The organism is Flavobacteriaceae bacterium GSB9, assembly GCA_022749295.1.
GTDB lineage: Bacteria > Bacteroidota > Bacteroidia > Flavobacteriales > Flavobacteriaceae > Flavisericum.
Genome location: CP062007.1, coordinates 1,650,636 through 1,664,953, shown reverse-complemented (window position 1 = coordinate 1,664,953; position 14,318 = coordinate 1,650,636). Strand labels below are relative to the sequence as shown.

The window sequence follows — 14,318 nt, the reverse complement described above, 5'->3', positions numbered from 1 at the left end:
TTCTGCTTATTTAATCAATACACTTTTGTATTTAGTTAGGTTTTTTAGCGTAATACCGGTTCCTCTTACAACGGCACGCAATGGGTCTTCTGCAATGTAAACAGGCAAGTCTGTTTTTTGCGATAAACGTTTGTCTAAACCGCGTAGCATCGAGCCTCCACCAGCTAAGTAAATACCTGTATTGTAAATATCGGCAGCTAATTCTGGTGGGGTTTGCGATAAGGTTTCCATAACGGCATCTTCAATTCGTAAAATAGATTTATCCAACGCTTTAGCAATTTCACGGTACGAAATCGATACTTGTTTAGGCTTACCGGTTAACAAATCACGCCCTTGAACGCTCATGTCTTCTGGTGGCAACTCCAAATCTTCGGTAGCTGCACCAATCTGGATTTTTATTTTTTCGGCTGTACGCTCACCCACATACAGGTTGTGTTGGGTACGCATATAATACACAATATCGTTGGTAAACACATCGCCCGCAATTTTAACCGATTTATCACAAACAATCCCGCCTAAAGCAATCACGGCAATTTCGGTAGTACCACCACCTATATCGACCACCATGTTACCTTTTGGTTGCATAATGTCAACACCAATACCAATAGCCGCTGCCATAGGCTCGTGGATAAGGTAAACTTCTTTTCCGTTAACGCGCTCGGCACTTTCTTTTACGGCACGCATTTCTACTTCAGTAATTCCTGAAGGAATACAAATAACCATACGTAGAGCTGGTGTAAAAAACTTCTTTTTTAATGCTGGAATGTTTTTAATGAACATACTTATCATTTGCTCCGAAGCATCAAAATCGGCAATTACACCGTCTTTTAAAGGACGGATGGTTTTTATGTTTTCATGGGTTTTGCCTTGCATTAAACTGGCTTGCTGCCCCACAGCAATTATTTTTCCAGAAATTCTGTCACGAGCTACTATTGAAGGGGCGTCAACAACAACCTTGTCGTTGTGAATAATAAGTGTATTTGCAGTACCTAAATCTATTGCAATTTCTTCTGTTAAGAAATCAAAAAATCCCATGTGCTATTAAAAGTTGTTTACGGTTAAAAAACGAATCTCGTAAAAGTAATAAAAGTTAGTAAATATATGAGTTTTAAAAGGTTCAAATTAAATTTTAAATAATGCCTATGGTACTTATACGCCTTTTGTGGGTTTTTGGATGGTTTAAAATAGAATTTGAACCTAATTTTGATGTGTTTACTAATGTTTGAAATGGCGCGTACCTGTCATCACCATTGCTACACCATTTTCATTGCAATAATCAATACTCAATTGATCTTTTATAGAGCCTCCTGGTTGGATTACTGCTGAAATTCCTGCTTTGTTGGCGATTTCAACACAGTCTGGAAATGGGAAAAAGGCATCGCTGGCCATAACGGCACCGTTCAATTCAAAATCAAAAGATTTTGCTTTATGAATAGCTTGCTGAAGGGCATCAACACGACTGGTTTGTCCTGTTCCGCTGGCACAAAGTTGCTTATTTTTTGCCAAGACAATGGTGTTCGATTTGGTATGCTTGCATATTTTTGATGCGAACAATAAATCTTCAATTTGCTCCTGTGTTGGCTGAGTCTCGGTTACATTTTTTAAATCTTCTGCTTTATCGGTAACTTCATTTCTATCTTGAACCAAAATACCGTTTAGGCAACTTCTAACGTTGGTTTTTGGCATGTCGATATCATGAATTTTCAATAAAATTCTGTTTTTCTTGCCTTGTAACAACTCTAAAGCTTCGGAAGCAAAATCTGGAGCAATAACCACTTCACAGAACAGTTTGTGGATTTCTTCGGCAGTAGCCAAATCAATTGTTGTGTTACTAATTAACACGCCACCAAACGCCGAAACAGGGTCGCCGGCTAGGGCGTCAACATAAGCTTGATGCAACGTATCTCGCTGCGCCAAACCACAGGCGTTGTTATGTTTTAAAATGGCGAATGTTGGTGCATCGTTCTTAAATTCTAACATTAAATTTACTGCGGCATCAACATCCAAAAGGTTGTTGTAGCTCAATTCCTTGCCGTGAAGCTTGGTAAACAGTTCATCAAAATCGCCAAAGAAAAAGCCTTTTTGGTGTGGGTTTTCCCCGTAACGCAATACTTTGCCTTTGTTTTCGCTGATTTTCAATACAGTTTCTTCGTTGTTTTGATTGAAGTAGTTGAAAATAGCGGAATCGTAGTGTGATGACACATTAAAGGCTTTAGTTGCAAAACGCTTTCTGTTTTCTTCAGAAATAGAACCTTTGTTGGCAGAAATTAATTCTAAAAATTCGGCATAGTCATCAACTGAAGATACACAAATAACATCGGCGTAATTTTTTGCTGCTGCACGGATTAATGAAATACCACCGATGTCGATTTTTTCAATAATATCTTGGTTACTAGCGCCAGACGCTACGGTTTTTTCAAAAGGGTAAAGATCTACAATTACCACATCGATTTGTGGGATGTCGTATTCGGACAATTCGGCCACATCGCCTTCATGGTTTTGGCGGTTTAAAATACCTCCAAAAACTTTTGGGTGTAAGGTTTTTACACGCCCACCAAGAATGGAAGGGTAGGAGGTCACGTCTTCAACAGGAACAACTTTGATACCTAAATCATTTATAAATTTTTCGGTGCCACCAGTAGAATAAATGGTAACGCCTTGTTTGTCTAATTCTTTAACGATTGGCTCTAAGCCATCTTTACTAAATACAGAGATTAATGCCGATTTAATGGTTTTTTCGTTGCTCATTGCTGATAATTATGTGTTAATTTTTGCCGTTTAAAAGGGAGTTTCCCGAAAGTTTTAAATAATTGCAAAAGTACTTATTTCCAATAAAAAATTGGTTGAAACCTCCTGAAAAAAGGGGTGATTTTTTAACGAAAAACCAAAGTTGTTAACATAGATTGCGAAATCAATAAAACTGAGGTGCTAATTTTTTGTTTCGCTTTTGGCTATCATTATAAAATTTCGGTCACTTTAGCACAAATAAACTCCAAAAAACGTTCGTCGTCTTCAGTAAACGGGTCGGTCGTGTTCGAGTCGATATCAATCTGCCCAATGTTTTCGCCATTTACAAAAATAGGAATAACAATTTCGGCCTTTACCGTAATACTACATGCTATATAGTTGTCTTGTGCAGAAACATCGGGTACTACAAAATTTTGGTTGCTTACGGCTACTTGCCCACAAATACCCTTTCCGAAGGGGATAATGGTATGGTCTGTAGGTGCGCCAACATAAGGGCCTAACTTTAGTTCTTCTTTATCGCCATTTTTAAAATAAAAACCCACCCAATTGTAGTAGTTGATGTGTTTTTCGAGCAATTGGCAAATGTCCAAAAGGCGTTCGTCAACCGTTTTTTTTTCATTTAAAATAATGTTATTTACCTCTGGTTTTAGCTGCTCAAAAATCATAATTTGAAAAATTAGGTGTATGCGAATCAATCGAAATTATTAGTTTTAAGTCGAAAATTTTCAAATTTCAATAGAAAATCCAAGCTAATAAATCCTCGATTGTTGAGCAAAAGTATTTAAAAAGACGTAATTTCGGAATTCAGTTTTTAATTAATTTTTTTGAAAACACTTTTTTTGAAATATAAATCGGTAATAAAATTTATTTTGACGTTTTTGGTTGTGTATGGTATTTTGTCTGTGGCTTACAAATTTTACCTGCAATCTTCTAATGGAACCAATTTTTATCCAGATTACATGACCTACATGGTGGGCAAGCAAAGTGGAGCTATTATTGAAACATTAGGTTATAATGTTGAAGTAATACCACACCCTGATGAGCCGTCCTTAAAAATGATTTTAAACGGAAATTATTTGGCGCGCGTGATAGAAGGCTGCAATGCCATTAGTGTAATTATTCTGTTTCTGTCGTTTATTGTAGCCTTTGCTGGTACATGGAAAACGACGTTTTTTTATATCCTTTCGGGAAGTGTTTTAATTTATTCGGTAAACTTGTTACGAATTGCGCTTTTAACTTTGGGGCTATACCACTATCCGGAATACGAAGATATGTTGCATGCCGTAATTTTTCCGGCGATAATTTACGGTATGGTATTTTTGCTTTGGATTTTTTGGGTAAACCGGTTTTCTAAAATAAAGAATAGCCATGAGTAAAGCCATAAAATACTTGAGCATTGCCACGCTGTTTTTTTTACTGGTTTTAATTCGGTTTTTTGAAGACACACTGTTTTATGATCCTTATCTTTCTTTTTTTCAAAACGACTATTTATATGTTGATAGTCCGCGCCGCGAAGTAGCTAAACTGCTGGCTTTTACAACATTGCGTTATAGCTTGAATACGGTGATTTCATTGGGCATATTATATCTTTTTTTTAGGGATAGAAGTATCGTTAAATTTTCGGCAATTATTTATGCAATAGCTTTTGCTGTGCTCATTTTTATGTATTTGTATTTTGTGATCAATCCCAGGCAGGAAGATTATTATTTGTTTTTCAATATTCGTAGGTTTTTAATTCAGCCTATAATATTGATTTTGTTACTGCCCGCTTTTTATTACCATAAATTGAAACATTGAGCGTTAAGCCATCAACAAAACATTCCATATTTTTTTTTGTAATTTTGCAACATGATAAAACAGCTATTTAATAAGTTATTTTTGTCTGTAATGGCACTATTGATTGTGTTTTCAACAGCCTCCTATGCGGTTGAAAAACACTATTGTGGTGATGTTTTGGTAGATGTAACCGTATTTATTGAAGCTGAAAATTGTGATACAAAACCGATAACAATACTTCAGAAAGAAACTTGTTGCAGTCAAGAAAAAACGTGCTGTAAGAGTGAAATTGAGCTTATAAAAGGTCAAGAAGAGCTCTATGTGTCATCATTTGAAGATTTTAATTTTGAGTTTCAGCAAATGCAAGCAGTTTTAGCTGTTTCCCATATACAGGGTTTAGAAAGCTTACCTAAACAAAACAGTCTACATAAACATTATTCCCCTCCAAAACTGGTCGCTAATATTTATTTGCTCGACCAAGTTTTCATTATTTGATTTTGAATATCACCAAAGAATTGGTTTTTACCAAATCACTTTTAATAACAATATTCAATTTCATTACTAATGAAACATATATTTTATGTGCTTTTTACGCTTCCAGCAATGCTGTTTTCTCAGGAAAAAATAGAGGGCATTATTTTGGAAGCCAATTCAAAAAACGACAACATTGGGTTAGTGGGCGCCAATGTGTATTGGTTAAATACCGAAGTGGGTACGGTAACCAATATTGATGGAAAATTTACGCTTCCATACAAACCTGAATACAAAAAAATGGTGGTTAGCTATGTGGGGTTTAAAACCGATACACTAACTATTACAAGACCCGAAAAAATAAAACATTGGCTTCAGCCCACCGATAATTTAGATGCCGTTACGGTTACTTCGCGAAATCAAGCAACATCAAAATCGTATTTAAAAGCAGATAATACCTTTACGGTAAGTAGCGACGAACTTTTAAAGGCGGCTTGCTGTAACCTGTCCGAAAGCTTTGAAACCAACCCATCTATCGATGTGAATTTTGCCGATGCCATAACCGGAACGCGACAAATAAAAATGTTGGGACTTACCAGTCCGTATATCTTAATAGCAACCGAAAATATCCCATCTATTCGAGGGGCATCGCAAGCGTTTGGGTTGAGTTTTATTCCCGGAACCTGGGTGGAGAGCATTCAAATCACAAAAGGAGCGGGCAGTGTAGTAAACGGTTTCGAGAGTATTGCCGGGCAAATAAACGCCGAGTTGGTTAAACCTGCAAAAGACGATAGACTGTTTGTTAATTTGTACGGAGCATCAAGCGAACGGTTAGAACTAAATACCCACTTGAATACAAAAGTTACGGACAAATGGCATACGGGGTTGTATCTGCATGGTAATTTGCACAACAACAAACACGATGTTAATGACGATGGTTTTTTAGATATGCCACTATACCATCAAATTAATGTGATGAACCGTTGGCAGTATTCCGATACAGAAAAAGGCTTTGTAAGTTTCATCAATTTGAAGTTTTTAAATGATGAAAAGCAAACGGGGCAATTAAACTTTAATCCGGATACAGATAAATTAACTGATAATGAACCTGTGCTGAGCGGAGACGAACTATGGGGAAGTGAAATCGATACCAAACGCTTCGAGCTTTCGGCTAAATTTGGCTACGTTAACCCTGAAGTTCCTTGGCAGAGCATAGGTGTGCAAACAGCATTTAGTAGCCACAAACAGGAGTCGTATTTTGGCTTAAAGCAATATGGTATAACACATAATAGTTTGTACGCTAACGCTATATATAATTCAATTATTAGCGACTCACGTCATAAAATAAAAACCGGGTTGAGTTATACATACGATCATTACGATGAAATGTTAGATGTGGAAAATTTAAACCAAGATTACGAACGCACCGAGCGTTCGGTGGGCGCTTTTTTTGAGTATAACTACAATAATTTAGATAAATTAAATTTAACCGCAGGTATTCGTGTCGATAACCATAATTTAATGGGAACGTTTGTAACGCCCCGGTTCCATGCGCGCTACACGCCTTGGGAAAAGTCGGCTATTAGGGCTTCCTTTGGAAGGGGAAAGCGCAGTGCTAATATTTTTGCTGAGAACCAAAAAATATTTTCAACATCAAGACACGTTAATATTTTGAATACAACCGGAAATATTTATGGTTTAGACCCAGAAATAGCATGGAATTATGGCTTTTCGTATTTACAGGGGTTTAATCTTTTTGGACGAAAAGCAGATGTTACTTTTGATTATTATCGAACCGCTTTTGAAAATCAAGTTATTGTCGATTTCGAAAATCCGCAGGAAGTCAATTTTTATAATTTAGAAGGGAAAAGTTATGCTAACAGTTTTCAACTCGAAATGAATTATGATGTGTTCAACCGGTTTAATTTACGAACAGCCTATAAACTTTATGACGTAAAAACAGATTACAATAGTGGAAAATTAGAAAAACCATTGGTGCCCAAACACCGTATTTTTGCAAATATAGGATACGAAACTGCTATTAAAAACAATAGCAAATGGAAGTTTGATGCTACATTTAATTGGTTGGGGCAACAACGGTTGTCTTCAACAGAGGACAGCCCAGAGCAGTATCGATTACCAAAAAGGACACCAACTGTAGCGACTTTAAATGCGCAGATAACAAAAGTGTTTTCACCGCGATTGGAATTGTATTTTGGAGGAGAGAACATTACCAATTTAAGGCAGCCTAACCCAATTGTTGGAGCAAATGACCCATTTGGTTCAAATTTTGATACTACTTTTGTGTACGGTCCAATTTTTGGAAGTTTATATTATGCGGGTCTTAGATTTAACATAAAATAGAAAATTAACCGTATTAACGAAGACAGTGGTAATTGGCAATCTCGTGTTTGAACTTAAAAGAATAAGATTGTTGCGCCTCCTTAAAGTCTCGCATGATGACGGAAAAGTAGAATAAAATAAATAATTTATAAAACTTAGAAATATGAAAAACATAACAACAGCAGTATTGCTTTTTATAGCAACAGCAACATTTGCCCAAAATAAAAATGCAAAGGCCAGTTTAGAAGTCGATGGCGTTTGTATGATGTGTAAGGGCAGAATAGAGAAAGCCTGTTTAAATACTAAAGGCGTGAAAAGTGCCAATTGGAATGTAAAAACACACGAACTTAAAGTTTATTTTGACGAGCGTAAAACCAATCTAGACAGCATAAAAGTACAGATTCTTGGTGTTGGTCATGATTTAAAAGATTTAAAGGCAACTGATGAAGCTTACGCTACAGTACACCCGTGTTGCCGGTATCGTGATGTGGGTGTGGTTGATGAGCATAAAGATGGAGATAGCACAGAAGAATAAAAAACTAAAAGCCCGAACTTAAATGTTTGGGTTTTTAATTTTATAATAACTTAGTTAATTTTCGACCTAGTCAATTTTAAAAGCATGAACAACAACAATAAAATAAAAGAAGTTGCTGGGTTATTTTTTAAATTAGGTTGTATTGCATTTGGAGGACCAGCGGCGCATATAGCCATGATGGAAGATGAGGTTGTGAAAAAAAGAAAATGGATGAACCAAGAACATTTTCTTGACCTTATAGGAGCCACTAATCTAATTCCTGGCCCCAATTCTACCGAAATGACCATGCATTGCGGTTACGAACGTGCGGGCTGGAAAGGACTTTTTGTTGCAGGAATTTGTTTTATTTTCCCAGCGGTTGTAATTACCGGTGTTTTTGCATGGCTGTATCAACAATATGGTCAGTTGCCCAATGTGGAACCTTTTATTTATGGTATAAAACCAGCCGTAATCGCCATTATTTTTATAGCAGCTTACAGGCTAGGTAAAAAGGCTGTTAAATCTGTTCAAATTGCCATTTTGGGAGTTGTAGCTCTAATAGCTTGTTTATTGGGGTTAAATGAAATTATTGTACTTTTTGGTTGTGGGGTATTGGGCTTTGTATTTTCTTTTTTTAAAAAAAATATGTCTTCTCTAAATAGTTTATTCCCACTTGTATTGTTGCAAAGCCAAAACATAATTTCGGCTGGAGTGTTCAAAATATTTCTCACTTTTTTAAAAGTAGGAGCTATTTTATATGGGAGTGGTTATGTGTTGTTTGCTTTTTTAGATGCTGAATTAGTGGCAAACGGCTGGCTAACACGGCAAGCATTAATAGATGCTGTAGCCGTTGGACAAATCACACCAGGGCCAGTGCTGTCTACCGCAACTTTTATTGGTTGGCAAATGCATGGATTAATGGGTGCCATCGCGGCAACTCTTGGTATCTTTTTGCCTTCATTTGTTTTTGTGCTCGTCCTGAACTCATTAATTCCTAAAATGAGAAAATCTAAAATAGTTAGGGCCATTTTGGATGCAGTAAACGTAGCGGCAGTCGCATTAATTATATCCGTTTGTATCGAAATGGGAAAAGATACATTAACAGACTGGCGTACAATTATTATTGCCGCTATAAGTTTAATAGTGGTATTTTATTTTAAAAAAGTAAACAGTGCTTTTATAGTTTTAGGAGGCGCCTTGTTAGGTTACTTGTTCAGTCACCTGTAAATTCGATTTATAAAACAATTTTAAAAACACGAGAATCGTTGTTTTTTGTTAACTTAATAATATATAAACCTTTAAAATCTAACACTATTTGATTAAGGTTGTTTTGTAATTCCTCCTTATGGATTAATCGACCGTTTAAATCGTAAATAGAAACGGTGGTTTCTGGTTGGCTTTTTTGTGTTTTATCATAAATTAATCCATATCGAATCGTAGACCTATTGAAATATTATTTTGGTCGATATTTTGGTTTTTGAAAATAGTGGATAGGTCGTACTTTACGTAGAGGGCTACCTCGTCGAATGCAATATAACTGCTTATGCCATAAACTAAATTAGTAGAATTGAAACCTCTTTTTTGTTTGTCTTTAATGCGTTCGCCATTTAGTTCATATTTTAATTTTTGTCGCGTGCCTATGTTAAAACCTGCATAACCCCCAATACCTATTTTAAATTGGTTATCGGTATTGTACCTAAAATATGTGTCTTTATCAATTCTTCTTGATGGGCCAAACTCAAAGTGTACAGGGAATACCAAGTTTGTAATGGACAGTTTTGATTTTTTTAATTCCTCAGGAAATTCAAGTAAAATGGTTTCGTTGTCTTGTTGAACAAAATATTGGTTATTATCTGGTTTGAGGCCATTTATTTGAAGCGACCATCCGTATTTTATTCTCATAAAGTTTGTGTTTTTAAACACTCGGGTTTTCCATGCCCAGCCTATTTCAAAAAACCGAGAGCCTCCAAATTTATAGGGCGAATCATCCAGGTTTTCTCCCTCAATAATAGCATTGTTCAAACCAAAGGCCAACACAAAATCGCTAGTGGTTTTCAAATCGTATTTTTTGGGTTCGTTTTTTTCTTTGATTTTTATACCAGCAAAGCTGCCCTCTTCACCGCCTAAGCTAACTCCAATCTTAGATGTTTCCCCTTCATTATTGGTGTAATAGCCGTCTTCATTTCGTTTTAAAAGTTCAATTTTATTGTTAACTATAGCTGTTCTGTTTTCAATATTCAAAGCACGTTTTTTTGCAGCTTCTTTTTTTAGTTTTTCAGCTTCTTCGCTGGTGATTTCACCATTGCTTTGTCGTAAATTTATGGCTTCAACTTCAGTTTTTAAAAATTCCCGTTCCTGCGATTGAATGTCTGCTTTTAAACGTTCTAGCGTTTCAATTTTGAGTTTGTTGTGTACATTTTGAATAGTGTCTTGCGCATTGATTAATGGTGGGCTAAGGTATAGTACTGTTAGTACTAAAAGTTTAGTAATGGTTTGCATAACTGTTCGTTTCTTTGCCCGTTTGGGCGATGATTGATTTGATTGAATTTAATCGTTACGTTGGGCAACTGCAGTTTTTACCGAATTGTAACTTGATTTGATGGCTTCGAAAACCTTATTTCTAAAGGATTGGTCTAATTCTGCTCCAACGTCTTCGAGTAACGCTTCGGCGTCAACCATTCCTGTGCTTTTGTTGATTAATTTGTTTAACTGTATTTCTTTCTGTGCCTGAAACAGTAATGCGTCAATGTCACTATCTGTTACATTGCTGTTTTTTTGTTTCATGGCCTCAACTTTTGCTGCTACTTCCTGTATTTTTTGCTCTTCGAACGATAAGATCCTTGTTGACTCTTGTTTAGTGGATGTGACTTCGTTTTCTTTTTCTACTTTTTCTAAAGAAGCTTCATTAATTGCAACTTGTGTTGGAGTAGTACTATCTTGTTGGAAAATGATTTCGGTTTTTGGTTTGTCCTTTTCTACAGCAGTGTTTACAGTTTTTAAAATGTTTGTTTCAACGTTTTCTTTTGCTATTTGGTTATTTAAATCTTCAGCGTTGATTTCCGTATTGATTTCAACTTTTGGTGTGTTAACCACTTTGGGAGTACTTTCGGTTTTGGAATCTTGAGGCCAAAATTGTAACCCCAAAAACAATAGGCCAACAACACTGGCTGCTATGCCAATAAACCAAACGGTTTTATTTTTATTGATTTCGGTCTTTTCAGTGCTATCTAGACGCTCTGATAATTTGTTCCATGCTTCAGCTGAGGGCTGTATTTTGCGTTGTTCAAGCTTACTTTTGAACTCCTGTTCGTGTTTATATGGTTCCATAGCTTGCTGTTTTATTTAATTCTTTAATTTTTTCTTGAAGCATTTTTCGTGCTTTAAAAAGTTGTGATTTTGATGTGCCCTCACTTATACCGAGCATATCGGATATTTCATGGTGTTTGTAGCCTTCAATAGTGTACATCACAAAAACCGTTTTGTAGCCATTGGGAAGGCTGTCTATGAGTTCTTGAATTTCATTGACCTCTATATCGGTTTTAATGTTTTCAAAATGTTCGGCTTCATTGCTAAGGTCTTCTAATGGAAATTCAATTTTTTTTTGCTGTCTTAAAAATGAAATGGCTTCCCTGACCATGATACGACGAATCCATCCTTCAAAACTTCCTTTATGTTCAAAGTTTTTTAAATTGGTGAATACTTTAAAAAAACCGTTAAGCATCGTGTCCTCGGCATGTTGTATGTCTTTAATGTAATAGCGGCATACACTTAACATCTTTGGGGCATACATCTCGAATAAGGCGTGTTGCGCTTCGCGGTTTTGTTTTATGGCTCTTTTTATAAGTTTCGCTTCGTTTTTATGGAGTTGTATAACTTTCAAAAATGCTTTCATTTGGTCTTCTATTTATAAAGACGCATATTTTTCACAAATGGTTGCCTGAAGAATAATATTTTTTTGAAATTTAGTTAAATTTTTCCCAACGGAATGATAGCGGATTTAACTTCTCACTACCTTTAATATATTCTTTTTAAATTAATAAATATGGGACAATTAAAGTCTAAAAGAAAGTCCGTTTTACCAAAATAAGTGGTAAACAAGACACCACAGGCTCCTGCAAAAAAGAAGTAGTTTGTATTTGGTTTATTTAGAATAAACCGCATCTTTTGATAAAGAAATATTATGGCCACCTTTAAAAGAGGTGGTTTTATTTTTAGAATAATTTAGAATCAAAAAAACGCTTCCCAAAATTTCTTGAGAAGCGTTTTTACTATTTTATTTTCACTCACTTATTAAAAGTACGAGTGAGATAATTTTCGTGTCGAGGCTCTCGACTACATCATGCCTGGCATTCCACCGCCACCCATTGGAGGCATAGCAGGCGCATCTTCTTTAATATCAATTAAAGCGCACTCTGTTGTTAAGATCATTCCAGAAACAGATGCAGCATTCTCTAAAGCAATACGTGTTACTTTCTTAGGGTCGATAATACCTGCTTTAAGCATGTCGACATAGCTTTCAGACTTCGCATCGTAACCAAAATCTTTCTTGCCTTCTAACACTTTGTTGATAACAACAGAACCTTCGCCACCAGCATTTTCAACTATAGTGCGCAATGGCGACTCAATAGCTTTGTTGACGATTTGTACACCCGTAGTTTCGTCTAAATTAACGGTTTCTATTTTTTCTAGAACAGCTTTAGCTCTAACCAAGGCCACACCACCACCGGCTACAATGCCTTCTTCAACGGCAGCACGGGTAGCATGTAAGGCGTCATCAACGCGATCTTTTTTCTCTTTCATTTCAACTTCAGAAGCTGCGCCAACATAAAGTACTGCAACACCGCCAGCTAATTTTGCCAAACGCTCTTGAAGTTTTTCTTTGTCGTAATCGCTAGTAGTCGTTTCAATTTGCGCTTTGATTTGGTTTACACGAGCTTTTATAGCTTCAGCATCGCCAGAACCGTTAACGATGGTGGTGTTGTCTTTATCAACCGTTACTGTTTCAGCAGTACCCAACATAGAAAGGTCGGCGTTTTCTAAGGTAAACCCTCTTTCTTCAGAAATTACCGTTCCGCCAGTTAAGATAGCGATATCTTCTAGCATAGCTTTACGTCTGTCGCCAAAACCAGGTGCTTTAACAGCAGCGATTTTTAATCCACCACGTAATTTGTTAACTACTAAAGTAGCTAAAGCTTGGCCGTCAACATCTTCAGCGATGATTAAAAGTGGACGACCAGATTGCGCCACAGGCTCTAAAATAGGAAGGATTTCCTGTAGGTTAGAAATCTTTTTGTCGAACAATAAAATGTACGGATTTTCTAAATCGGCAATCATTTTATCAGAATCAGTTACGAAGTAAGGTGATAAATAACCTCTGTCAAACTGCATACCTTCAACCACATCAACATAAGTGTCTAATCCTTTGGCCTCTTCAACGGTAATAACACCTTCTTTGCCTACTTTTTCGAAAGCTTTGGCAATCAACTCACCAATAGTGTCGTCGTTATTGGCTGAAATGGCAGCCACTTGCTTAATTTTTTCTGAAGAGTTGCCAACTTCTTGAGATTGTTTTTCAAGGTCTCTTGTAATGGCCTCAACAGCTTTGTCGATACCACGTTTTAAGTCCATTGGATTAGCGCCCGATGCTACGTTTTTCAAACCTTCTTTTACGATAGCTTGAGCAAGAACGGTAGCGGTAGTGGTTCCGTCACCAGCCAAGTCGTTGGTTTTACTAGCAACTTCTTTAACCATTTGGGCACCCATGTTTTCGTGCTCGTCTTCCAATTCGATTTCTTTAGCTACAGAAACACCATCTTTGGTTACAGAAGGTGCTCCAAAACTTTTAGAAATAATTACGTTACGACCTTTAGGGCCTAAAGTTACTTTTACTGCATTTGCCAATGCATCAACGCCACGTTTTAGTCCGTCGCGAGCTTCAATATCAAATTTTATATCTTTTGCCATAATGAAAACTATTTTTTGTCATTCCCGCAAAGGCGGGAATCTGTTTAATGTTAATTTTATTTTTATAAGATTTCCGCTTTTGCGGAAATGAAAAAGCAATAATTTAAACAATCGCCAAAATATCGGTTTCGCGCATGATTAAATAATCGGTGCCTTCCAGTTTAAGTTCGGTTCCAGCATATTTACCATATAAAACAGTATCGCCAACTTTTACGGTAATAGGGTCGTCTTTGGTGCCAGGACCGGCAGCAACAACGGTACCTCTTTGTGGTTTTTCTTTAGCGTTGTCTGGAATGATAATTCCTGAAGCTGTTTTAGTTTCAGCGGCAGCAGGTTCTATAAGAACGCGGTCTGCCAATGGTTTAATGTTCAATGCCATTTGTTGTATATTTTTAAGTTTAAAAAATTAATATTTAACGTTAAGGCATTAAGCCAAAAATGTGCCAATACAGTAATACTGACAAACTTTCAGACCTGCCAGCCGAACGAGTAAAAACAAAAA

General features: G+C 36.5%; 14 protein-coding genes. 6 read left to right on the top strand and 8 right to left on the bottom strand.

The genetic code is table 11. From position 1 onward, the window contains the following. Positions 1-6: 6 nt before the first annotated feature. From GSB9_01434 to GSB9_01432, 3 genes are all read right to left on the bottom strand, one after another. Entirely contained in the window at positions 7-1,035 is a 1,029-nt protein-coding gene (locus tag GSB9_01434; GenBank protein ID UKM64876.1) for a rod shape-determining protein, read from the bottom strand. 180 nt (positions 1,036-1,215) lie between these two features. Next, entirely contained in the window at positions 1,216-2,748 is a 1,533-nt protein-coding gene (gene purH, locus GSB9_01433; protein UKM64875.1) for a bifunctional phosphoribosylaminoimidazolecarboxamide formyltransferase/IMP cyclohydrolase, read from the bottom strand. A 209-nt stretch (positions 2,749-2,957) separates the two neighbouring features. After that, entirely contained in the window at positions 2,958-3,413 is a 456-nt protein-coding gene (locus GSB9_01432; protein UKM64874.1) for a GAF domain-containing protein, read from the bottom strand. Positions 3,414-3,587: 174 nt separating this feature from the next. Between GSB9_01432 and xrtF the strand changes: the two genes are divergently transcribed. From xrtF to chrA, 6 genes are all read left to right on the top strand, one after another. Continuing rightward, positions 3,588-4,124, top strand: a complete 537-nt coding sequence (gene xrtF / locus GSB9_01431) for an exosortase family protein XrtF (protein UKM64873.1) — start codon at positions 3,588-3,590, stop codon at positions 4,122-4,124. After that, entirely contained in the window at positions 4,117-4,545 is a 429-nt protein-coding gene (locus GSB9_01430) for an exosortase F system-associated protein (GenBank protein UKM64872.1), read from the top strand. Before xrtF ends, GSB9_01430 begins: the two co-directional genes overlap by 8 nt. A 51-nt stretch (positions 4,546-4,596) precedes the next feature. Further along, complete coding sequence (locus tag GSB9_01429; protein ID UKM64871.1) at positions 4,597-5,019, top strand: hypothetical protein; 423 nt, start codon at positions 4,597-4,599, stop codon at positions 5,017-5,019. A 69-nt stretch (positions 5,020-5,088) separates the two neighbouring features. Then, the gene (locus tag GSB9_01428; protein ID UKM64870.1) at positions 5,089-7,359 is read left to right on the top strand and encodes a TonB-dependent receptor; all 2,271 of its coding nucleotides are present in this window, start codon (positions 5,089-5,091) and stop codon (positions 7,357-7,359) included. Positions 7,360-7,501: 142 nt separating this feature from the next. Then, entirely contained in the window at positions 7,502-7,873 is a 372-nt protein-coding gene (locus GSB9_01427) for a cation transporter (GenBank protein ID UKM64869.1), read from the top strand. Positions 7,874-7,957: 84 nt separating this feature from the next. Then, positions 7,958-9,079 carry a chromate efflux transporter gene (gene chrA, locus GSB9_01426; GenBank protein UKM64868.1) on the top strand — a complete coding sequence of 374 codons (1,122 nt, stop codon included), beginning with the start codon at positions 7,958-7,960 and terminating at the stop codon, positions 9,077-9,079. A gap of 192 nt (positions 9,080-9,271) precedes the next feature. Here the strand turns inward: chrA and GSB9_01425 are convergent, their stop codons facing one another. From GSB9_01425 to GSB9_01421, 5 genes are all read right to left on the bottom strand, one after another. Next, on the bottom strand, positions 9,272-10,351 hold the full coding sequence (locus GSB9_01425) for a hypothetical protein (GenBank protein ID UKM64867.1): 1,080 nt from the start codon (positions 10,349-10,351) through the stop codon (positions 9,272-9,274). A gap of 48 nt (positions 10,352-10,399) precedes the next feature. Then, positions 10,400-11,179, bottom strand: a complete 780-nt coding sequence (locus GSB9_01424) for a hypothetical protein (protein ID UKM64866.1) — start codon at positions 11,177-11,179, stop codon at positions 10,400-10,402. After that, the gene (locus GSB9_01423; GenBank protein UKM64865.1) at positions 11,166-11,744 is read right to left on the bottom strand and encodes an RNA polymerase sigma factor; all 579 of its coding nucleotides are present in this window, start codon (positions 11,742-11,744) and stop codon (positions 11,166-11,168) included. The genes GSB9_01424 and GSB9_01423 overlap by 14 nt, the downstream gene beginning before the upstream one ends. Positions 11,745-12,184: 440 nt before the next feature. Then, on the bottom strand, positions 12,185-13,816 hold the full coding sequence (gene groL / locus GSB9_01422; GenBank protein UKM64864.1) for a chaperonin GroEL: 1,632 nt from the start codon (positions 13,814-13,816) through the stop codon (positions 12,185-12,187). A gap of 103 nt (positions 13,817-13,919) precedes the next feature. Continuing rightward, positions 13,920-14,195, bottom strand: a complete 276-nt coding sequence (locus GSB9_01421) for a co-chaperone GroES (GenBank protein UKM64863.1) — start codon at positions 14,193-14,195, stop codon at positions 13,920-13,922. Positions 14,196-14,318: the final 123 nt, after the last annotated feature.